The sequence below is a fragment of the Hyphomonas sp. genome (genome assembly GCF_013823385.1).
Lineage (GTDB): Bacteria > Pseudomonadota > Alphaproteobacteria > Caulobacterales > Hyphomonadaceae > Hyphomonas.
Genome location: NZ_PNMA01000015.1, coordinates 19,857 through 38,608 on the forward strand (window position 1 = coordinate 19,857; position 18,752 = coordinate 38,608).

Genomic DNA, 18,752 nt, shown 5'->3' on the forward strand with positions numbered 1-18,752 from the left:
AAATCTAGGGCGCGATCGCGCCCAGCGCCAGCGCCGGGCTGAAGTGTTCAAAGATCAGGGCAGGCTGGTGGGGCTTGAGGGCGGCAAGATCCGCCTGCGTGCGCACGGTCCAGACCACGAAGGGCATATCCTCCCCCTCAAGCGCGGCCGCAGCGCGGGCAGCATCGGTATGGTGGACGGCGAGATAGTCGATCCCGTCGGCGATGGCCGCTTCGGCGAAGGCATCGAAATAGGCCTCGCCATACTGGGCGCTTGGCGCAATCAGCTGCCCGCGCATCAGGCCTTCGGGTAGCGCGCGCACGGCAATGTCGGAAAAGCTCATCGCTGCGGCGAGGCCCGGCCACTCCAGCAGGCGCTGGCCGACCCTGAGGGCAAAGGCGGCCGGATCGGTGCCCCCGTCGATCTTCATTTCCGCCAGCATCGGCAGATGCTGCGGCCAGAGGGAGAGCAGATCCTCGAAGGAGGGCAGAGGCTCATCCCCGCCATTCAGCCGGTGGCCGCGCAGAGTGGCGGCTGGCAGGGCTTCAAACGTGCCCGCAGCGCCGGTCATCCGTTCCAGCGCCGCGTCATGGAACACCATCACCTCGCCATCGGCAGAGGGGCGCAGGTCAAATTCGATGCCGAGGCCGGCTTCCGCCGCTGCCCTGAAGCTGCCGAGGGAATTCTCCGGCAGGCCGTCCTTCGTCCAGAGGCCGCGATGGGCGTAGGCGAAGTCCTTCAGGGCAAAGCGGCGGGCCATCGGGATCAGGCGATCTCGAAGATGGCGTCGACTTCCACCGCCACGCCAAGCGGCAGGGTGGGGCAGGCAACAGCCGAGCGGGCATGGGCGCCGACTTCCGGGCCGAACACATCCACCATCAGGTCCGAGCAGCCATTCACCACCTGCGGGATGTCCACAAAAGAGGGCGCCGCATTGACGAAGCCGCCAAGCTTCACGACGCGCTTGATGCGCGAAAGCTCGCCCACGGCGGCCTTGGCCTGGGCGATCAGGTTGATGCCGCAGATGCGGGCGGCCTGCTGGCCGGCAGAGAGTTCCATATTCTCGCCGAGGCGGCCCATGATGCGGCCCTCGGCCGTGGCCGAAACCTGGCCGGAGACGAACAGCATGTTGCCGGTGATGACGAAGGGCACATAGGTGGCGACCGGCTTCATCGGCGTCGGCAGGGCAATGCCGAGGGCATCAAGACGGGCTTCGGGGGTGGACATGGGGGCTACTCCTGTAATGCGTTCGCGCCCGTCCTAGCCTGCCGTGGCGGCAGAGTCAGCCCTCAGGCTTGCGGATGTGTTTTGCGGCTCTGCCGGTGACGACCGCCCCGGCGCCGAACTTGGCGCGGGCCTTGTCGGAGGCGCGCTCGGCGGCGGCGCGTTTGGCGATCTTGGGGTCGATCAGATCGGCCGCATCTGCGCGGTAGGTGGAAAGGTCGGACAGGCCGACGCCGATCAGCCGGTATTTTACCCGGCCGGTCACCTCCTTCAGGAGCAGAGGCCGCGCCGCCCGGAACACTTCCTGGGCGAGCTGGGTGGGCTCTGCCAGCGAGAGGCGCCGCGTCAGCGGGTGGAAGTCCGCCGTCTTCAGCTTCAGCGTCACCACGCGGCCGGAGACGCCTTCCGCCTTTGCCCGGTCGGCCGTTTTCACGCTGAGGCGCCAGAGATGATCCTCCAGGATGCTCAGATCGGCGGTATCCTCGAAGAAGGTCGTCTCGCTGGAGACCGATTTGCGGTCCTCATGCGGGTTCACTTTCCGGTTGTCCTGGCCATGGGCGCAGCGTTTCAGCCAGTCGCCGGTTTCGCCATAGCGCCGGATCAGGCTTTTCAGGTCCGCCTTCTGGATGTCTTCAATGGTGTAAAAGCCGTCCTTGGCGAGGGATTCGGCGAATTTCGGGCCGACCCCGTGCAGGAAGCTGACGGGGTGGGGCGCAAGAAAGGCTTCGGCCTCCTCCGGCGCGATGATGGCAAAGCCGCGCGGCTTGTCGAGTTCGCTGGCGGTCTTGGCGAGGAATTTGTTGGACGATAGGCCGACCGAGACGGTCACGCCCACCTCCCGCTCCACATTCTTCGCCAGCCGGGCAAGGCTGGCGGCGGGCGGGGCGCCATGCAGGCGCTCGGTTCCGGCAAGATCCAGATAGGCTTCGTCGATGGAAACCTGCTGCACCAGGGGGGTGAGATGATCCATCTCGGCCCGAATCGCTTTGGCCGCTTCCCGGTATTTCCGGAAATCCGGCGGTACGACGACCGCGTCCGGGCAGAGTTTCAGCGCCTTGAACATCGGCATGGCTGACCGGACGCCATAGAGGCGGGCGATGTAGCAGCAGGTGGTCACCACCCCCCGCTGGCCACCGCCGACGATCAGCGGCTTGTCCTTGAGCGTTGGATTATCTCGCTTTTCCACAGTGGCGTAGAAGGCGTCACAGTCCACATGCGCAATCGAGAGGCTGAACAGGGCCGGATGGGTCACGATCCTGCGGCTGCCACAGGCAGGGCAGGCCGTGAGGCCGGCCTCGCTCCGGTGCTGACAATCGCGGCAAAGACTCGACATGACAGAGCTGTTCCTGCCATGTTCCGGGGTCTGCCGCAAACAGGCCCTGCCGCAGGCGTAAAGGCGCGTTAACAATTTGCAGTATAGCTGAAGCTGGCGCCCCCGCGCCCGTGCGAATCGTCAACTAATCGGAAACCGATGGTCAAGAAGCGATCCGGAAAGGTGCTTGTTGTTGAGGACAATGAACTCAACATGCGCCTCTTTTGCGACCTGTTGGGCGCATACGGATTCACGACCTTCCAGTGCCGTGACGGCGCCAAGGCGGTCGAGATCGCGCGGAAAGAGCTTCCTGACCTCATCATCATGGACATCCAGCTGCCGGAAGTGTCGGGTCTCGACATCACCCGCTGGCTGAAGGACGACAAGAAGGTCGCCCATATTCCCGTCCTCGCCGTCACCGCCTTTGCCATGCGCGCCGACGAGCAGCGGGTGCGCGAAGCGGGCTGTGAGGGCTATCTCTCCAAGCCGATCCAGATCGCCTCTTTCATTCGCGCCGTGGAAGCGCTGATGCCGAAAGAGCCGGCAGAATGACTGCCCGCATCCTCGTCGTCGATGATATCGAGGCGAACCGGCGTCTGCTGCAGGCAAAGCTGGAAGCGCAGTATCATACCGTACTCCTCGCCGAGAATGGCCCCCAGGCGCTGGAAGTTACCCGCCGCGAGCATCCCGAGATCATCCTGCTGGACGTTATGATGCCCGGCATGGACGGTTATGAGGTGTGCCAGCGGCTGAAGGCAGACCCGGCGACCTCCTATATTCCTGTCGTCATGGTCACCGCGCTCAGCGAGCTCGAAGACCGGGTGAGGGGGCTGGACGCCGGCGCGGAAGACTTCCTCACCAAGCCGGTGGACGATTTCCTGCTCAATTCCCGCATCACGGCGCTGATGCGCTACAACACCGTGGCGTCCGAACTGCGCCAGCGGGAGGCAAGCGGCCTGCGCTCCGGCGCCATGGAAGAGGTAAGCCGCGAAGAGATCGACCGGCCCTCCCGCATCTTCATCGTGGATGACGACGCCCGTTCCTCCGGGCGCCTCGCCAACACCCTGCGCGCGCAGGGCCACATGGCCACGACGCTGATGGAAGCAGGCGACATGGGCGAGCTTGCGTCCGAGCGCGTCGATGTCCTGATCCTGTCGCTGTTTGCCCGCAGCTTCGATCCCCTGAAGATGATCGCGCATTTCAAGACGAACCCGGTGACGCGGTCCATTTCGCTCATTCTGATCTGTGATCCGCATGACAAGGCGAAGGCCCTGCGCGGGCTTGAGATCGGCGCCAGCGACATGATCACCATCCCGATTGACCGGCAGGAGCTGGCCGCCCGCATCCGCACCCAGACGCGCCGCACCCGCTATATCGACATCCTGCGCCAGCGCGTGGACCGGGGGCTGGAGCTGTCGGTCATCGACCAGCTGACCGGCCTGCACAACCGGCGCTACATGAACGGCCAGCTTGAGCAGTTCATGCAACGCGCCGTGCGCGGCAACCAGCCCCTGTCGCTGATGATGACCGACATCGACCATTTCAAGGCGGTCAACGATACCCACGGCCACCAGGCCGGAGATGATGTGTTGCGCGAGATCGGCAAACGCCTGCGCGCGAATGTCCGGCCCACCGATGTCGTGTGCCGGACGGGCGGGGAAGAGTTTGTCGTGCTGATGCCCAACACGCCGGGCGATCTGGCCTGCGCCGCCGCCGAGCGTATCCGCAAGGCAGTGGCCGCAGAGGCGTTTCCGGTTCTGGGCGGCACAAAGGATCTTCGCATCACTGTCAGCGCCGGCGTCTCCACGCTCCAGGGCGCGGGCGACACCGCCGACGACCTGATGCACCGGGCCGATACGGCGCTCTACCAGGCCAAGACGGGCGGGCGGAACCGGGTGGAGAGCATCGCCGCCTGATTGACTTTGCGGCACCGCAGGCCCACAGCGGCTGACCAGCCGTGAGGGAGCCTATTCGCGCTCATGTCAGATCGTTTCGAAGCGTTCCGGTTTCCGTCCTACACGCGGTATTTCATCTCTCGCTTCTTCACGTCCTTTTCCACGCAGGTGCTGTCGGTCGCCATCGGCTGGCAGATCTATGACGAGACGCGCAATCCCATCTGGCTTGGCTGGATCGGGCTGGTGCAGTTCCTGCCGGCGCTTGGGCTGGTGGTCGTGACCGGGAATGTGGCCGATCGGGTGGGGCGCCGCCTTGTGATGGCGAGCTCCATGCTGCTGATGATGGCCTGCGCCGCGGCGATCCTTTACCTTGCCCTGACGGGCCAGTTCGCGCCGGTTCCGGTGCTGAGCGTGCTCACCGTCTTCGGCGTCGCGCGGGCCTTCTACGGGCCTGCCTCGTCCAGCCTTGTGGCCAATCTGGTGCCCAAGGAAGCGTTTCCTAATGCCGTGGGCTGGATGTCTTCCTCCTGGCAGCTGGCCTCCATTGCCGGGCCTGTGGCGGGCGGCCTGCTGGCGGGCATCTCCCCGGCCTTTGCCTATGGCACTGCGATGAGCCTGCTGACCGTGGGCGCCGTTCTTATCCTGACCCTTCCCAAGCCCGACCAGAGGATCGAGCGGACGCCCACGACGCTGTCAACGCTGCTGGGGGGCTTCAGCTATATCTGGAAGGAGAAGATCGTGCTGGGCGCGATCACGCTGGACCTGTTCGCGGTGCTGCTGGGCGGGGCTGTGGCGCTGCTGCCGGTATATGCGCGGGATATTCTGGATGTGGGGGAAGCCGGGCTCGGCCTGCTGCGGGCCGCGCCGGGGGTGGGGGCGATCGCCGCCATCGTGCTGATCACGGCGTTCCCGATCCGCGACTATGCCGGCTGGATCCTGCTGGTATCGGTGGCGCTGTTTGGCCTGGCGACAGCCGTATTTGGCGCGTCTACGCTCGCCTGGCTGTCAATTTTGGCGTTGATGCTGGTGGGCGCCTTTGACATGGTGTCGGTCTATATCCGCGATATTCTCGTGCAGATCTGGACGCCCGATCAGGTGCGGGGGCGGGTGAATGCGGTGAACTCGATCTTTGTGGGGGCTTCCAACGAGTTGGGGGAAACCCGGGCGGGGTTTATGGCGGCGGCGCTGGGGCCCGTGTTTACCGTGGTGGCGGGGGGAATCGCGGCGGTGGGCGTGGCGGGGCTTTCGGCCTTCCTGTTCCCCAAGCTGCGGGACGCGCGCAAGCTGCATGACGGGCGGCCGGAGGCTTGAAACCTCAAGAAAAAACCCGCGCCGGAAAGCGCGGGTTCTTTGAAAAGTTCCTGAAGGAACAAGACCTTACTTGATCTTGCCTTCTTTGAACTCGACATGCTTCTTCGCGATCGGGTCATACTTCCGCTGGACCATTTTCTCGGTCATCGTGCGCGGGTTCTTCTTCGTCACATAGAAAAAGCCGGTATCAGCCGTCGAGTTGAGGCGGATTTTGATGGTTGCGGGTTTGGCCATGTCGCGGCCCTTCTGAGTCAGGGTTGAATCCGGAAAACGCGCTTAATGGCGAGGGTTCCGGGTGAAGTCAAGCGCCAGACACGGTCAGGCCTGTGCCAATTCGCGGACAGTTCCGGACAAATCCGGACAGTTCGTGACAAATCCGGACACTTCCGGCGTCACAGGCGGTCAGTCTGGTGCCCTGTGCGGGTCCAGCGCAGGAAGGGCGGGCTGTGCGCGTCCTGGGGCCGGGCGAGCCGCTCGGCAATCTCTCCCAGCATGAAGCGGGTGACCGAGGGCAGGTCGAGCTTCATGGCGTCCGCCAGCGTCACCCATTGCAGGTCAGACAGCTCTGCCCCGTCTACCGGGGGGCGCTCGTCGATCAGGGCGAGTTCGGCCTCGGCCATGAAGAAGCGGGCGTCAAACCGCCGGGGCCGGTAAGGCGGGGTCACCGCGCGGCCGATGAAGGTGAGCGGGGCAAGATTGGGCACCACGTCCAGCCTGTGGAAATCCTCCCAGCCGATGGGGCAGGTGTCCGGCATCTCGGCCGAGCGCCCGACGATCAGGCCGGTTTCCTCGAAAGTCTCGCGGATGGCGGTCAGCGCCATGGCGCGGGGCAGGCGGCGCGATTGCAGCCGCAGCTTCTGCTCCACATCCGGGCGCAGCTCCTGCCAGGCAAGGGCCTTGCCGTCATGCGGGTCAACCCGTCCGCCGGGGAAGACGTATTTGTCCGGCATGAAGGCATTGGTGCCCGCGCGCTTGCCCATCAGCACGCGGGGCTGGGCCTGATCGCGGCGCACGAGGATCAGCGTCGCTGCATCCTTCGGGCGCGGGCTCGGTTTGCCCTTGATGACGACGTCGCCGTCTTCTTCCTTGTCGAACGCAGATTTGAGCATACCGGACATGTGGTGATCTTAAAGACGAATCGCGGCCTCTGAAACCATGACGTTGGGGGAAGTTTCGCCCGCCGCGTCGCAATACGTGGAATGGGCAAGGCGATCGCGATGCTGTGCGTGCCATCTTCACGGATACGGGCAGGTGAAAAGATCAGTAAACGATCAACCGGCCTTCAGGGAATTTGCCCTCCCATCCACAGGGAATATGGCCCCTTAGATACCAACTGCCCAGTGCGCCGAAAAAGCCCGGCGGATCAAATTCAGAAAACTCATTTTCTATCCCCCAATGCAGAATGTCCCATCGTACGCATGCCTCAATAACCTTGAAGCTGGGATCATTCCGGAACGGCTCAATCTTGCGTTCTATCAACGGCAAAATGATGGGCTTCAGGAGATCAACCGGTTCATTCCACCTCCTGTAATCGGACCAGGACTTTCTCTGAATTGCCTCGCGGATTTGATTGGCCGCTTCCAGCGTCACATCTTCCCAGTAAGGATTGTTTATGGATTCTGCAAAGTCGTTCGGGTCTCGCGCAGCTTTCACTGAGCGATCATTGATGGCGTCTCCCAGGCGAGAAAACCATTCCTGCGCTTCAAGCTCCAAAAGCCATTCATGAGTCGCAGGCTTCAGCTTGGCCATATCTGTTCACCTGATTTGATCGGCCTCTAATTCCAGTACCAATTACTTCCGCTTGGGCTTGCCCTTCTTGGGCAGCGTGCGCTTGTCGAATTTCGGCTTGCCTCTGCGGGGTGGGCCGCCGCCGCCTCCGCCGCTGCGGCTGCGCGGGCCGCCCCGCTCGCGCGTGATGGCCTGGCGGGCGGCATGGCGGCCAGGCGGGGCAGGCAGCGGTTCTGACAGCATCTCCAGCAGCAGCCCGCCCTGAAGCGGCGTCACTTCCCGCAGCTTTACACGGACGATCTGACCGATGGAGAAAGTCTTGCCCGACCCGCGCGCATAGACGGCCACGGCCGCCGCATCATGTATCCAGTAGTCTTCCGAGATCGAGGAGATCGGCACAAAGCCATCGGCGCCCGACCCTGCCAGCGACACAAACAGGCCCGCCGGAGTGACGCCCGTTATGCGGCCATCAAATTCGGCGCCCACGCGGTCTGACAGGAAGATCGCCAGATAGCGGTCGGTCGCGTCGCGCTCGGCGGCCATCGAGCGGCGTTCGGTCATCGAGATGTGTTCGGCGATTTCCTCAAGGCGCACGGCGGCGCGCTCGGAGAGGCCATCGGGGCCGAAATCATGTGCGCGGATCAGCGCGCGGTGGACGACAAGGTCTGCATACCGCCGGATGGGCGAGGTGAAGTGGGCATATTTGGGAAGGTTGAGGCCAAAGTGGCCGAGGTTTTCTTCCGAATAGATCGCCTGGGCCTGCGTGCGCAGGACCATCTGGGAGATCATGCCTTCATAATCCCCGCCGCGTATCTCTGCCAGCAGCCGGTTGAACTTGTGCGTCTGCGGACGTTCCCCGATATTCCATTTCATGTCGAGCGTCTGCAGGAACTCGGCAAAGGCCGCCACTTTCGCGTCCGACGGCGTATCATGCACGCGGTACATGACCGGGCTGTTCTTCTGCTCCAGCGTTTCGGCCGCGGCGACGTTTGCCTGGATCATGAATTCTTCGATCAGGCGGTGGGCATCAAGGCGCACTTTGGTGGTGATGCCGTCAAGTTCGCCTTCGGGCGTAAACATGATCCGGCGCTCGGGCATGTCGAGGTCGAGCGGGCTGCGGATGTCGCGCGCCTTGGAGACGGCCGCATAGGCGCCCCAGAGCGGCTTCAGCACCGTTTCCAGAAGCTCGGCCGCCCTGCCTTCGGGATGGCCGTCGATGGCGGTTTGCGCCTCCTCATAGGAGAGCTTGGCCGCCGACCGCATGGTGGCGCGCAGGAAGCGGTGGCGCTTCTTGTGGCCGTCCTTTGAGAAGATCATCTCCACGGCGAGGCACGGCCGGTCTTCATTCTCGCGCAGCGAGCAGGCGTCCGCCGAGAGTTCAAACGGCAGCATGGGGACGACCCGGTCCGGGAAATAGGTCGAGTTGCCGCGCTTTTCCGCTTCGCGGTCGAGCGCCGAACCCTCGGTGACATAGGCGGCGACATCGGCAATCGCGACGATCACCTTCCAGCCGCCATCTTCCAGTTCCTCGGCCCAGACGGCGTCGTCATGGTCGCGGGCGTCATGCGGGTCGATGGTGATGAGGGGGGTACCCCGAAGGTCCGTTCGCGGAACGTCGGCGGGTTCCTTCTCGCGCGCTTCCTTCAGGGCGGCTTCGGGGAAGTCTACCGGAATGTCATGCGCATAGATGGCGATGAGGCTCGCCGAGCGGGCGTCGGTGATGTGGCCGATCACCTCTTTCACCACGCCCAGCGGCGGGCCCATCTGGCGGCGGCCCTGGGGCTTGGGCTCGGCCACGACGAGATCGCCATCCTTGGCGCCCTTGCGGTCGCCTTCCTGGATCAGCAGCTCGCGGCGTTCCTTGCGGCTCGCCGGAAGGATGCGGCCGCCGCGCGGGGCGTGTTCATAGAGGCCGACGATGCGGTCGCTGAGGCGCTTTTCCAAGAGCGTGATGACATAGGCGCGCCATTCGCCATTGTCGCGCTGGGCAATCTTGCAGACAGCCCGGTCGCCCTTGGCAGGCGCGCGGCCACGGCTTTTGCCGGAGGGGCCGCCATAGACCAGCTCTGGCCCGAAGAGGCCGCTATCGCCAACGCATTGGCCGAGGAGATCGCCGTCTTTGGTGAGGCGGGTGAATTCGACAAGGCCCGACGGCGGGGGCCGGTCGGCCTGGGCGAAGCTGCGCTTGCCGGTGCGCTCCAGCTTGCCTTCTTCCTCAAGCTCCTTGAGCACATCGCGCAGGATGGCCCGCTCGTGACCCTTCACTTTCAGGCCCCGGGCGATATCGGCTTTGGTGGTGGCGCCTGGATTTTCCCTCAGGAAATCAAGGACAGTCTGTCTATCTGGAAAACTCATGACGCCGCATATAGTGTAATTCGGGCGCAATTGCGCGGGAATTTATGCGCAACGCCCTTTCAACCCACCAGCTGCACCAGTATTGCCGTGCTGGCCCCATCGCTATTGGTGGTCAGGCGTACCAGCCGGGCAGCGATGAACACGCACTGGCCGGGAACGATCACGGTCTCGACCGTCTCGGCCTCGTCAAAATCCGGATCCCCGGAGAGGATCACCGCATTCGCGGCGCCGCTGCCGGCATGGCACACCTGCAGCACCGGGGTGGAGAGAACCTGCACGCCCTGGGGCAGGGGCTGGCCAATCAGGACGGGCACGACCTCCCTTCCCTTGGCGGTGACCCGGATGGGCGGGGGCACCTGGGCAAGCGCGGCAAGGGGCAGGGCCAGGAGGGCGGCCAGGGTTGCCAGAAGGATTTTCCGGAGCATGATCGTTTGATGTCCCCACGGTTCGTTGTGGCCGAGCTTGCTTGAGGCAGCGGCGGTGTCAATCTCAGCGCAGCAGCGTGACCGAGGCGCGCAGGGTGCCCACGCCCTTCCAGACGGCAAGATCTATCTGATCGCCGGCGAAGAAACCGCACCGGCCGGGCGGCAGCAGCTGCGTGCGCGCGCCGATATGTACGCTGAGGGTTTCCGGGGCGGGGGTGGACGCGCCGCTGCGATAGCAGATGCGGAAGACCGGCAATGTGCCCGCCGCCGCCATCTCCGGCGCGGCGAGGAAAACGGTCTCGCTTACCTTTTCACGGACGTAGATTTCCATCTCATAGGGGCTGTCTACGCTGGCGGGCGCGCCCATCAGGGCGATGGCGGAGAACAGGGCGGGCAAGGGCATGGTCGGCGGCCTCCGGTCACTTTCCTCCGCATAGGGACAGAGGGGAGATGAAGGGAGGGTGAATGACTATTCTTATGGAGACTGCTGTGTTTGAGGAAACGTCAGGAGATGGGCCCTCAGATGGCCTGCGGCCATCGAGGGTGACGAAATCTGATGGCTTAGCCGGTGATTTCAAACCACAGGTCTTTCCAGTCCGGGTTCTGCTGTTCGATCAGATTGATCTTGTTCTGACGGCGGTAAACCTTGATTGATTTCTCGCGACGAATGGCCTCGGAGATTTCGTCATGGGTTTCAAACCAGACCAGCCGGGTGCATCCCCACTTCTTCGAGAAACCTTCAAAGATCCCCTCTCTATGCTGCCAGATCCTTTGCACGAGATTTGAGGTAACGCCTGTATAGAGCGTGCCGTTCTTGCGGTTTGCGGTGATGTAGACGGCAATAATCCGGTCTTCGTTTGCCACGCCCTCGCCCCTTCGTCACCCTCGATGGCCGCAGGCCATCTGAGGGCCCATCTCCTGCGGAACGGCCGATCAATCCACTATCGGTTTGAAAATCTTTTGGCTAGGGTACTTAGACCTATTGTGGTGTACCCTAATGCGGCATCTGATCACTTGATCTGAAATCTCATGAGCATCGACCGGATGCTCGAATGATTGTCCGGGAAGCAGAGAACTTTTTGTGTGAGAGCTCAGTACCCACACTAAGGGTGTATGAAACTTTGAAGGCGTCTTTTCACCTTTCAACGTCCATTCGAAATCAATATCGAATAGTTGAATTGGAGCGGTATGATCATTTCTAATTCTGATCCACTGCCTCCCGTCATGTGGGAGGCAATCAATTACTTCAATGGTACAAGGATTTTGCCGAAGCGCGGTCCAAATCCTGTAGAGCAGCGGTGCCGGATTTGGAATATCCACCATCTGCCTACTCCTTCTTCGCAGCCTTCTTCTTCGGGGCCGCTTTCTTCGCAGCCGGCTTTTTCGCGGCGGCCTTCTTGGCGGGCGCTTTCTTCTTCGCGGTGCCGCCCTTGGCGTTTACAAGTTCGATGGCCTGCTCAAGCGTCACGGCATCCGGCGTGATTTCCTTGGGCAGGGTGGCGTTGACCTTGCCCCATTTCACGTAAGGCCCGTAGCGGCCTTCGAACACTTCGATGGCGCCGCCGTCAGGGTGATCGCCGAGGGATTTGAGGGCGGTGGCCCCGCCGCGGGCGGAGCCGCGGGCTTTCTTGTCCTCGATCAGCGCGACGGCATGGTTGACGCCGATGGTGAACACGTCGCGCGGGTCTTTGAGGTTCGCATAGGTCTTGCCATGCTGAACATAGGGCCCGAAGCGGCCGAAATTGGCGAGGATCATCTCGCCATCTTCCGGATGGGGGCCGACTTCACGCGGCAGCATCAGCAGCTCAACGGCGCGCGCCAGGGTGAAGCCGTCCAGATTGTCCTTGTCCGCCTTGGTCAGCGAGGCGCGCTTGGGCTTCTCGCCGTTTGCCATCTCCACATAGGGGCCGAAGCGGCCGGATTTGAGGAAGATGGTTTCGCCCGTATCCGGATGAACGCCAAGCTCGTTGCCATCGGGGCTGATGGCGGCGCTTTCTCCGCCCTCGGAGGAAAACTGGCGGGTGTATTTGCACTCGGGGTGGCGCGAGCAGCCGACAAAGGCGCCGAACTTGCCGAGCTTCATCGACAGCTCACCCTCCTTGCAGAGCGGGCATTGGCGCGGCTTTTCAACCGGGTTGCCTTCGGCGTCCGTGCGCGGGAACACGTAAGCGCCCAGCGCCTCGTTCAGCGCGTCAAGCACGGCCGAGACGCGCAGATCCTTGGTGCCGTCGATATCGGCAGCAAACTGCTGCCAGAATTCGCGCAGGAAAGCTTTCCAGTCGAGCTTGCCATCGGAGATCACGTCGAGCTTTTCTTCCAGGCCTGCGGTGAAGTCATACTCCACATAGCGGCTGAAGAAGTTCTCGAGGAAGGCGGTGACCAGCCGGCCTTTATCCTCCGGCACCAGCGCCTTGCCCTCGATGCGGACATAGCCCCGGTCTTCCAGGGTGGAGAGGGTGGAGGCGTAGGTCGAGGGGCGGCCGATGCCGAGTTCCTCAAGCCGCTTGACCAGCGAGGCTTCGGTATAGCGCGGGGGCGGCTGGGTGAAGGACTGGTTGGCGTCCGCCTTCAGAAGGTCAGGATGCTGACCTTCGGCCATCTTCGGCAGGCGGCCTTCGGCGTCGTCATCATCCTCGCCGGCGTCGTGGCCTTCGGTGTAGAGCTTGATATAGCCATCAAACACGACGACCTGGCCGGTGGCGCGCAGGCCCGCGCGCTTGTCCTTCGAGGTGAGGTCGATGGTTGTGCGCTCGAACAGCGCCGCTTCCATCTGCGAGGCCACAGCCCGGCGCCAGACCAGCGTGTAGAGCTTCTTCAGGTCGCCGTCGCCATGATAATCTTCCGGGCGCAGATTGAAATCGGTCGGGCGCACGGCCTCGTGGGCCTCCTGCGCATTCTTGGCCTTGGAGGAATAGCGGCGCGTGTTTTCCGGCAGATAGCGCGCGCCGTAATTGGACTGGATCATCGCGCGGGCGGCCACATAGGCCTCCTCGGCCATGTTGACGCCGTCGGTCCGCATATAGGTGATGCGGCCTTCCTCGTAGAGCTTCTGGGCGGCCTGCATCGTGCGCTTGGCGGAGAAGCCGAGCTTGCGGCTGGCTTCCTGCTGCAGGGTGGAGGTGATGAAGGGCGGCGGCGGGTTGCGCTTGACGGGCTTTGCCTCAACCGAGGTGACGGAATAGCCGCCGACCTTGACGATCTCCAGCGCGCGGTCGGCGTCGCCCTTGTTGCCGAGGGTGAACTTCTTCAGCGTCTCGCCATCGAGCGAATGCAGCCGGGCCTCGAAATGCGAGCCATCGGGCGCACGCAGCTCGGCGGCGATGTTCCAGTATTCCTGCGGCCGGAACATCTCGATCTCGTTCTCGCGGTCGCACACGATGCGCAGGGCAACCGACTGCACCCGGCCGGCCGAGCGCGAGCCCGGCAGCTTGCGCCAGAGAACCGGGGAGAGATTGAAGCCGACCAGATAGTCCAGCGCCCGGCGGGCGAGGTAGGCATCGACCAGTTCCTCGTCCAGCTTGCGCGGGTTTTCCATGGCCTGGGTCACCGCGCTCTTGGTGATCGCGTTGAACACCACGCGCTCGACCGCCATGTCCTTTTTCAGGGCCCGGCGCTTCTTCAGCGCCTCGATCAGGTGCCAGGAGATGGCCTCGCCCTCGCGGTCAGGGTCGGTCGCCAGGATCAGCGTATCGGCGTCCTTCAGGGCGTTGGCGATGTCGGAGATGCGTTTGGCGGACTTGGCATCGGCTTCCCAGACCATTTCAAAGTCGTTTTCGGGGTCAACCGAGCCGTTTTTCGACGGCAGATCCCGGATATGCCCGTACGAAGCGAGGACTTTATAGTCCTTGCCCAGGTACTTGTTGATCGTTTTGGCCTTTGCCGGAGACTCGACGACGACAAGTTTCATGCGGGGGGTCCACCTCTTCAAGGGCGGCAGAGATGGTCTGCCACGGCAGGGGCTGTCAAGGCCGGGACAGCGTCAACCGTCTTCGCGGTAGGCGATGAAGGCCAGGCTGGCGAACAGGAAGAACAGCGGCGGAGCCCATGCCGCCACGGCCGCAGGCGCGGCGCCGGTTGCCCCCAGGCTGGAGGAAAATTGCGTGAAAAAATAAAGCCCAATGGCCGCCATGACGCCTGTTGCAAGCAGCCGGGAAGTGCCCCCCAGACGCTGCAGGCGCAGGCAGGCGAGCGCCCCGATCAGGGCCATTGCCGTAAACAGGATCGGTGTCGCCGTCAGGGTGAACCAGCGCATCGAATAGCGCGAAGTGTCCAGTCCTGCGGCACGTGTTTCATAAATGAAGCGGGGCAATTCCCAGAAACCGATCGTGTTGGGCGTGGCAAATTCGTCCAGCAGGCGCACCGCGTCCAGCGAGGTCGGGATGGCCAGCGTGGCGCGGCGTTCCGGCACCTGGTTGGGCAGGTTCTCGACCAGATTCTCCAGCTGCCAGAAGCCATCGTTCAGAACCGCCCGCTGGGCGTCGATCCGGCGCACAAAGGCAAAGTCATTGGTCGGCTGGCGCCCATTATAAAGACGCTGTTCCTCGATGATCTTCACGCCGGTCAGTGTCCGGCCGCCATCTTCGACCCGGCGCGCATGGATCACATACTGGCTGGTATCGTCGCCCTGACGCAGCCAGATGCCGGTTTCGGCAACCGAAACAGTGCCCCGGCCGATGTTCAGCAGCCGGGCCCGTTCGGCCTCGAAAGACTGGGTAAGGCTCGCCGCAAACGGGTTCAGCACCATCGAGGAGAACAGGCCCAGCACCACGCCCAGCACGATGACCGGCGTCAGGAACCGCCAGGCCGACAGGCCGCTTGCCCGGATGATCGAGAGTTCGGACCGCCGGTTCAGCCGGGTGAAGGCCATCATCGTGGCGGCCAGCAGCGCAAAGGGCAGGGTCTGCTCGACAATCATCGGCAGTTTCATGGCCGACAGGCGCAGCGCATCAAGCAGCGTGATCTCCACATCGCTGCCGATGGTGCGCAACTGCTCCACAACGTCGATCATCACGATCGCCAGCAGCAGGATGCCGAGCACCAGAACGAGGCCGGAGATGCATTCGCGCAGGATATAGCGCTGGATGCGGGAAAACACGGGCATCAGGCGCGCGCTCCGGGTATGTATCCGGACGGAGGGGCAATCCTCTGCTTGCGCCCGATGCGGGCGCCGCGGCTGAAATAGATCCAGCCCAGCATCAGGCCAGCCAGGAGCGGCACCGCCCAGAGCGCGATATTGAGGGCCGGGTCATCCGCCGCCGCCGATTGCAGCGCCAGATGCACCACCAGCACGAAGATCGCCCCGCCGGTCGCGATGCCGATCCGCTTGCTGTAGCCCTGGCGGCTGAAATCCCCGCCCAGAACGGCAAAGATCGCCAGCAGCGCCATGACGATGTTGAGCAGCGGCGAGGTGAGGCGCGCATTGGCCTCGGCCAGGAAGGTGTCGGCCTCCTTGCTCTCGAAATAGTTCTTCCGGTCCACGAACAGCAGTTCGAAGAGGAATTTGTCCGATGCCTTGAGCACCAGTTCGGAATCTTCCTTCATGAAGTCCGTCAGGTCGAACATGTACTGGTCGAATTCCAGCACCGAGAGCTGCTGGTTGGCGTCCAGCTGCTGGCTGAGCGCGTCGCGCAGGAGGAGGGTGGGGTGCCCGTCGACCGTCACCAGCGCCGCCGACCGGGCCAGGATATCGGTCGGATAGTCAGGATCGGTCATGTCCGAGATCAGAACGCCGCGCAATTCCCCGCCCACCTGATCGCGCGCGTAGAATGTGAGCCGTTCGCCATTGGAGGTGAACTGTCCGGCCCGGAACAGGGCGGCGGCAAGATCGGCCCGTGCATCGGCCACCGCCTCGCGCATCGCCCGCTGGGACATCGGCTGAACCCACAGGTTCACCGACATGTGCGCCAGCATGCAGACCACCGCCAGCCGCATCACCGGCGAGGCTATCTGCCAGCGCGTCATCCCGGCGGCCTGCGCCACCACGATTTCGGAATCCTTGTGTATCCGGTTGAGCGACCATACCCCGGCCACGAACAAAGCCAGCGGCAACAGCAGGGCAATCACCTGCGGCGAGCCGAGCATGACGATATAGAAATAGGTGAGCGCCGACTGCCGGTTTTCCAGGATCACATCGGTACGGGACAATCCCTGCGCCAGCAGCGCGACCATCACGAGGCTGCCCACGATGATCAGCACGGCCTGCAGGACCTGCCGGAAGAGGTGCAGCTGGATCTTGGTCATAAGTGGGGCGCGGGCACTCTAGCGTCCAGAAATCGAACCGGAATTGGCAGCATTTCTCTAGCTAACGAGTTGCGCTTGGCGCGTCGATGCCTAGTTTCCGCTCGGGCCGGAGTTTCCGCACATGGCGCGCCGTTTATCCGCGCTGCCTTGGCGCCGCCGCAGCCATTCCTGCTTAATTCATTCGTAAACGTTCTGGTGGATGGTCCTTAGTTAACCATGGGTTTTGCCTGCGGCGCAGGGAATCATGGATGCTGGGGGCAACAGGGCAGTGGCTAGCGCTAGGCTGGATGCAACGGGACGCGAGCGGAGCTCTCCGGCTCGGCACCAGGCCGTGCGCGCTATGACCGCCATCGCCGCGATCGGCGCCTGCATCGCCATCGAGTTTTTTCTGGCCAGGGCAATTCTGGAAGCGGGTTTTCCGCCCATCGCATGGTGCATAGGGAGTTGATAGTGTTCGGCACGTTGAAAACAGCCTCTACCCCGACCCTTTTCCTCCTCTATTCCTTCTTCCATGTGCCCATTGGGGCCGGCGCGGCCCTGTTGGCCGGCGCTCCGGTATTGCTGCTGATTGCCGGGTCTCTGGGGATCGCCATGATTTCGGTGATCGCGCGCTATGTGATCCAGGGGCAGGTTGGCTCGGTCGTCATGGGCGTCACCATCATGGCCCAGGCGGCCCTTCTGGTGTTGGCCCTGAGCGGCCATCCGTGGCAGATCGACGCGCATATGTACTTCTTCGCGGCGCTTGCCCTGCTGAGCGGTTTCCGGATGCTCACCGTCATCCTCGCGGCGGCGGCATTCGTTGCGGTTCACCATATCGTGCTCAACTTTGCCGCCTCCGATTTCATCTATCCCGGCGGTTCGAGCTTTGGCCGTCTGGCGATGCACGCCATCATCCTGGCTGTGGAAACCGCCGGGCTTTGCTTCGTGGTCCGCTCGGTTCAGGTCTATGCTGCAGCGGCCGATCAGCGCCAGCGAGACGCCGAACTTGCGCGCGCCGAGATCGAGCGGGAGTCCGAGAAACTTAAAGTCACGCTGGCAGACCTTGAAACGGCGCGCCTCAAGACCGCCGAGGCCCAGCAAAAGGAAGCCACCGCCCGCGCTGAAATCGAGCGGGAAGCCACTGCGCTCAAGAAGACGCTTGAAGATCTCGAAGCCGCGCGCAATTCCCAGGCCGCCGCAGAAGCCAAGGCCGCCAGCCAAAGGAAGCTCGCCGAAGCCGAAAGCGAGCGTGTGCGCGCCGAACAGGCGGAGATCGTGGAAGCGCTGGCCGAAGGACTGGGCGCGCTTTCCGCCGGCAATCTGACCTGCGAAATCGAGCGCCCCTTCGCCGCCAGCTATGAGGAACTCCGCCGGAACTTCAACGCAACCGTCGTCAACCTTCGCACCCTGCTGAAAGACATTCAGGGCGTTGTCCACGGCGTGGAAAGCGGTGTGCGGGAGATTGCCGGGGCGGCCGAGAACCTCTCGGCGCGAACCGAACGCCAGGCTGCCGCCTTGAGCGAAACCGCCTCGGCCATCGGTCAGATCAATTCCAACTTGCGCAATTCTGCCGATCAGGCGGGCCAGACCAAGATGGTTGTGGAAAGCGCCCGTCAGGAGGCCGACGATGGCGGCGCGGTCGCGCGCTCTGCCGTCCAGGCAATGGAAGACATCTCCGCTTCGGCCCTGAAAATCCAGAGCATTACCAATGTGATTGACGAGATTGCCTTCCAGACAAACCTGCTGGCGCTGAATGCCGGGGTTGAGGCTGCCCGCGCCGGGGAAGCCGGCAGAGGGTTTGCGGTGGTTGCCACCGAAGTCCGCGCGCTTGCCCAGCGATCGGCTGACGCCGCCAAGGAAATCGAAGCGCTGATCAAGACCTCCACCAACCAGGTCGGCAGCGGGGTCGCTCTGGTTGCCCAGACAGGGGACGCCTTCAAGCAGATCTCCGCCAAGGTTTCCGAAATCAGTGACCTGGTCAGCGATATCTATGCCGTCTCGAAACAGCAGGCGGCGTCCTTCGGCGAGATCAACTCGGCCGTCGGTGAAATGGATGCCTCGACCCAGCAGAATGCGGCCATGGTGGAAGAAACCACGGCGGCCACCCACACGCTGTCGCGCGAAGCCCAGCATCTGGCCGAACTCATCTCCCGATTCTCCGTCGAGGCCCGCCGCAGCCCCGCGCTGGTCGTTCCGGGCCGGAAGGCCAGCTAGGAACGTCAGGGGCCGGCCCGCCGCCGCCCTGACAGAGCCTGCGCGCGGCAGACCGGCGCAGTTCGCACCCGCGTTCTGAAAACGACACAG

The 18,752-nt window shown here is 63.4% G+C and carries 17 protein-coding genes; 4 read left to right on the forward strand and 13 right to left on the reverse strand.

Annotation, left to right across the window (positions count from 1 at the left end):
- Positions 1-4: 4 nt before the first annotated feature.
- From C0456_RS10470 to C0456_RS10480, 3 genes are read right to left on the reverse strand one after another with little or no spacing between them, the layout of a single operon-like run.
- On the reverse strand, positions 5-739 hold the full coding sequence (locus tag C0456_RS10470; RefSeq protein WP_291051479.1) for a glycerophosphodiester phosphodiesterase family protein: 735 nt from the start codon (positions 737-739) through the stop codon (positions 5-7).
- 5 nt (positions 740-744) lie between these two features.
- The gene (locus tag C0456_RS10475; protein WP_291051482.1) at positions 745-1,206 is read right to left on the reverse strand and encodes a RidA family protein; all 462 of its coding nucleotides are present in this window, start codon (positions 1,204-1,206) and stop codon (positions 745-747) included.
- Positions 1,207-1,261: 55 nt separating this feature from the next.
- Entirely contained in the window at positions 1,262-2,536 is a 1,275-nt protein-coding gene (locus C0456_RS10480; protein ID WP_291051485.1) for a DNA polymerase IV, read from the reverse strand.
- Positions 2,537-2,674: 138 nt separating this feature from the next.
- Between C0456_RS10480 and C0456_RS10485 the strand changes: the two genes are divergently transcribed.
- The 3 genes from C0456_RS10485 (at position 2,675) to C0456_RS10495 (ending at position 5,721) form a co-directional block, all read left to right on the forward strand.
- A complete protein-coding gene (locus C0456_RS10485) occupies positions 2,675-3,067 on the forward strand; it encodes a response regulator (protein ID WP_291051488.1) in 393 nt (130 codons plus the stop codon).
- Positions 3,064-4,431: a PleD family two-component system response regulator gene (locus tag C0456_RS10490; RefSeq protein ID WP_291051491.1), complete on the forward strand. Its 1,368-nt coding sequence runs from the start codon at positions 3,064-3,066 to the stop codon at positions 4,429-4,431. The genes C0456_RS10485 and C0456_RS10490 overlap by 4 nt, the downstream gene beginning before the upstream one ends.
- Before the next feature lie 63 nt (positions 4,432-4,494).
- A complete protein-coding gene (locus C0456_RS10495) occupies positions 4,495-5,721 on the forward strand; it encodes an MFS transporter (RefSeq protein ID WP_291051493.1) in 1,227 nt (408 codons plus the stop codon).
- A 66-nt stretch (positions 5,722-5,787) separates the two neighbouring features.
- On the opposite strand, the gene rpmG is transcribed toward C0456_RS10495, so the two are convergent.
- The 10 genes from rpmG to C0456_RS10545 all read right to left on the reverse strand — a co-directional run bounded on the left by rpmG (position 5,788) and on the right by C0456_RS10545 (position 16,469).
- On the reverse strand, positions 5,788-5,955 hold the full coding sequence (gene rpmG / locus C0456_RS10500; protein WP_035594522.1) for a 50S ribosomal protein L33: 168 nt from the start codon (positions 5,953-5,955) through the stop codon (positions 5,788-5,790).
- A 158-nt stretch (positions 5,956-6,113) separates the two neighbouring features.
- Complete coding sequence (locus C0456_RS10505) at positions 6,114-6,839, reverse strand: NUDIX domain-containing protein (protein WP_291051495.1); 726 nt, start codon at positions 6,837-6,839, stop codon at positions 6,114-6,116.
- 142 nt (positions 6,840-6,981) lie between these two features.
- Positions 6,982-7,470 (reverse strand): hypothetical protein, encoded by a 489-nt coding sequence (locus tag C0456_RS10510; RefSeq protein WP_291051497.1) that lies wholly within the window; start codon positions 7,468-7,470, stop codon positions 6,982-6,984.
- Between the two features lie 42 nt (positions 7,471-7,512).
- Positions 7,513-9,804: a ribonuclease R gene (rnr, locus tag C0456_RS10515; protein ID WP_291051499.1), complete on the reverse strand. Its 2,292-nt coding sequence runs from the start codon at positions 9,802-9,804 to the stop codon at positions 7,513-7,515.
- A gap of 59 nt (positions 9,805-9,863) precedes the next feature.
- On the reverse strand, positions 9,864-10,229 hold the full coding sequence (locus C0456_RS10520) for a hypothetical protein (protein WP_291051500.1): 366 nt from the start codon (positions 10,227-10,229) through the stop codon (positions 9,864-9,866).
- Between the two features lie 64 nt (positions 10,230-10,293).
- Positions 10,294-10,632, reverse strand: a complete 339-nt coding sequence (locus tag C0456_RS10525; protein ID WP_291051502.1) for a hypothetical protein — start codon at positions 10,630-10,632, stop codon at positions 10,294-10,296.
- Between the two features lie 158 nt (positions 10,633-10,790).
- A complete protein-coding gene (locus C0456_RS10530; RefSeq protein WP_291051504.1) occupies positions 10,791-11,093 on the reverse strand; it encodes a GIY-YIG nuclease family protein in 303 nt (100 codons plus the stop codon).
- A 463-nt stretch (positions 11,094-11,556) separates the two neighbouring features.
- Positions 11,557-14,136, reverse strand: coding sequence for a type I DNA topoisomerase (gene topA / locus C0456_RS10535; RefSeq protein WP_291051506.1), 2,580 nt, complete (start codon positions 14,134-14,136; stop codon positions 11,557-11,559).
- A 72-nt stretch (positions 14,137-14,208) separates the two neighbouring features.
- On the reverse strand, positions 14,209-15,330 hold the full coding sequence (lptG, locus tag C0456_RS10540) for an LPS export ABC transporter permease LptG (protein ID WP_291051508.1): 1,122 nt from the start codon (positions 15,328-15,330) through the stop codon (positions 14,209-14,211).
- Positions 15,330-16,469 (reverse strand): LptF/LptG family permease, encoded by a 1,140-nt coding sequence (locus C0456_RS10545; RefSeq protein ID WP_291051510.1) that lies wholly within the window; start codon positions 16,467-16,469, stop codon positions 15,330-15,332. Before C0456_RS10545 ends, lptG begins: the two co-directional genes overlap by 1 nt.
- 462 nt (positions 16,470-16,931) lie before the next feature.
- Between C0456_RS10545 and C0456_RS10550 the strand changes: the two genes are divergently transcribed.
- Entirely contained in the window at positions 16,932-18,662 is a 1,731-nt protein-coding gene (locus C0456_RS10550; protein ID WP_291051512.1) for a methyl-accepting chemotaxis protein, read from the forward strand.
- Positions 18,663-18,752: the final 90 nt, after the last annotated feature.